Source organism: Microbispora sp. NPDC049633, assembly GCF_040675265.1.
In the GTDB taxonomy this organism is placed as follows: Bacteria; Actinomycetota; Actinomycetes; order Streptosporangiales; family Streptosporangiaceae; genus Microbispora; species Microbispora maris.
Genome location: NZ_JBFAOO010000389.1, coordinates 1 through 2327, shown reverse-complemented (window position 1 = coordinate 2327; position 2327 = coordinate 1). Strand labels below are relative to the sequence as shown.

At 76.9% G+C, this 2327-nt stretch carries 2 protein-coding genes; one reads left to right on the top strand and one right to left on the bottom strand.

From position 1 onward, the window contains the following. Positions 1–88 precede the first annotated feature (88 nt). Positions 89–1015, bottom strand: coding sequence for an LLM class F420-dependent oxidoreductase (locus tag AB0J39_RS39240; protein ID WP_363474254.1), 927 nt, complete (start codon positions 1013–1015; stop codon positions 89–91). Positions 1016–1107: 92 nt separating this feature from the next. Between AB0J39_RS39240 and AB0J39_RS39235 the strand changes: the two genes are divergently transcribed. Next, positions 1108–2313 (top strand): hypothetical protein, encoded by a 1206-nt coding sequence (locus AB0J39_RS39235; protein ID WP_363474253.1) that lies wholly within the window; start codon positions 1108–1110, stop codon positions 2311–2313. Positions 2314–2327: the final 14 nt, after the last annotated feature.

Genomic DNA, 2327 nt, shown 5'->3' with positions numbered 1-2327 from the left:
GGCGGGCGCCCGGGGGCCCGGCCCCCCCCCCCCTGCCGCCCCCGCCCCGCGCCCCCCCGGGGGGGGGGGCCCCGGGCCGGGCGGTGGGTCACGCCGCCGACACGTGCGGCAGCACCTCGGCCGCGATCAGCTCCAGGTGCTCCAGGTCGTGCATGTCGAGGACCTGGAGGTAGAGCCGCTCGGCGCCCATCTCGGCGAACCGGCCGATCTTGTCCACGATCTCCTGCGGCGTGCCCGCCAGCCCGTTGACGCGCAGCTCGTCGACCTCGCGGCCGATGTTGGCGGCCCGCCGGGCGACCTCCGCCTCGTCCCGCCCGGCGCAGACGACCTGCGCCGCCGACAGCAGGACGGTCTCCCGCCCCGCGTCGTCGCACGCCCGCCTGACCCGGTCGAAGGCCGCGGCGGTGTCCTCGGGCAGGTGGAACGGCACGTTGTACTCGTCGGCGAACCGCGCGACGAGCCGCGGCGTGCGCTTGGCGCCCCCGCCGCCGATGATGACGGGCGGCCGGGGCCGCTGCGCCGGCTTGGGCAGCGCCGGGGAGTCGGCCAGCCGGTAGTGCGCGCCCTCGAACGAGAACGGCTTGGCCGCCGCCCACAGCCCGGTCACGATCTCGAGCTGCTCCTCCAGGCGCTCGAACCGCTCCCCGAGGGAGGGGAACGGAATCCCGTACGCCGTGTGCTCCTCCTCGAACCAGCCGGTGCCGAGGCCCAGCTCCACACGACCGCCGCTCATCTGGTCCACCTGGGCGACGCTGATCGCCAGCGGCCCGGGCAACCGGAACGTCGCGGCGCTCACCAGCGTCCCGAGCCGGATGGTCGAGGTCTCCCTCGCCAGGCCCGCCAGAGTGATCCACGCGTCGGTGGGGCCGGGGGCGGGATCGCCGTCACCCATCCGCAAGTAGTGGTCAGACCGGAAAAACGCGTCGAATCCGAGCCGCTCGGCGGCCTGCGCCACCTTGAGCTGATCGTCGTAACTCGCCCCTTGCTGGGGTTCGGTGAAGATCCTCAATTTCATCCGTCCATTATCCCCTCCCCCGGGCCCGCGGCTTGCTAGAGTGCGAGCCGCCTGTGCGCTCCGTGGTCGTATCGCAACTCAGGGTGGTGAGCGTGGACTCCGCACGTCATTCCCGCGAAGCGGGCCGCCCCTCGCGATCCCTCGTCCTCCTGGCGTCGGCCGCGCTCGTCGCGGGCACCGGCGCGGCGCTGTGGGCCCTGCCCCCGGCCCCGCCCGGCGGGTGGAACGTCGCGTCCGGTCTCGCGGCCGGGACCGGGCCGCCCACCGATGCGCGGACCCCGGCCTCCGCCACACCCGAGACGCTGGTCGCCGCGCGCCAGACGGTCACGGCGTCACCCGCACCGCCCGCCGTTCCCCTCGCCGGCGGGCCCGCGGCCCGTTACCGGGGCTTCCTCGACGCCGCCGGCAGGCCGCACCCCGAACTGCTGGAGGCGGGCGTGCGGTCCTTCACCATCGGCCACGTCGTCGCCGGTCCCGGCGGGTGCGCTCCGCACTGGGCAGGGGTGCGGCCGCGCGGCGGGGAGCCAGTCGCCGCGCGGATCGGACGGCTGCGCGCCGAGGGCGGCGAGGTGTGGCCGGCGTTCGGCGGGCCGTACGGGCAGGAGCTGTCGGCCACGTGCGAGGACCCGGCGCGGCTGCTCGCGGCCTACCGGCGGGTGGTCGCCGCGCTGGCCCCTCCCGGCGTCGACTTCGAGCCCGCGGATCCGGCGGATTCGCCCGGGGAGCCGGAATGGACCGGCACGACGGACCCGGATGGGGAGGCGGCCGCCCGCCGCCGCGCCGCCGTACTCGCCCGCCTGCAGCACGAGGCGCGGACCAGGCAGAGATCGACCGGCGAGGCCGGCTCGCTGCGGGTGACCTTCACGCTTCCCGCCTCTCGGGACGGCCTGAGGCCGGCCGACCGGGAGGCGTTGCGGATCACCCGGGAGGCGGGTGTGGAGATCGAGTCGGTCGGCCTGCTCGTGCCGATGGACCCCGGCCCCACCGCGCTCCACGGCCTGGCCGTGGCGGCCCGCGCGGCGCGCCCGCAGATCGCGGCCGCGTTGGGCGTCCCGCCCGACGCGGCGTGGCGGCGCATGGGGCTGGTGCCCGTCCTCGCCGGCTCCGGCGACCTGGGGCCGGGCGACGCGGTGCGGCTGGCGGCGTTCCGGGCCCGCAACGGCCTGGCCTGGCTGTCGCTGCGCGGCGCCAGACCGGCCGACGACGTCGTACGGATCCTGGCCCGGCCGTCGCACCACGACGCCGGTGCCGCCCGGCCCGAGGCCGTGCCCGGCGACCGCGGCGTCCACCCCTGGTGAACGCTGTTGCCGAC

Bases quoted from the DNA above. Each gene is read 5' to 3' on its own strand.
- AB0J39_RS39240 (WP_363474254.1), bottom strand. From the start codon at position 1,015: ATGAAATTGAGGATCTTCACCGAACCCCAGCAAGGGGCGAGTTACGAC.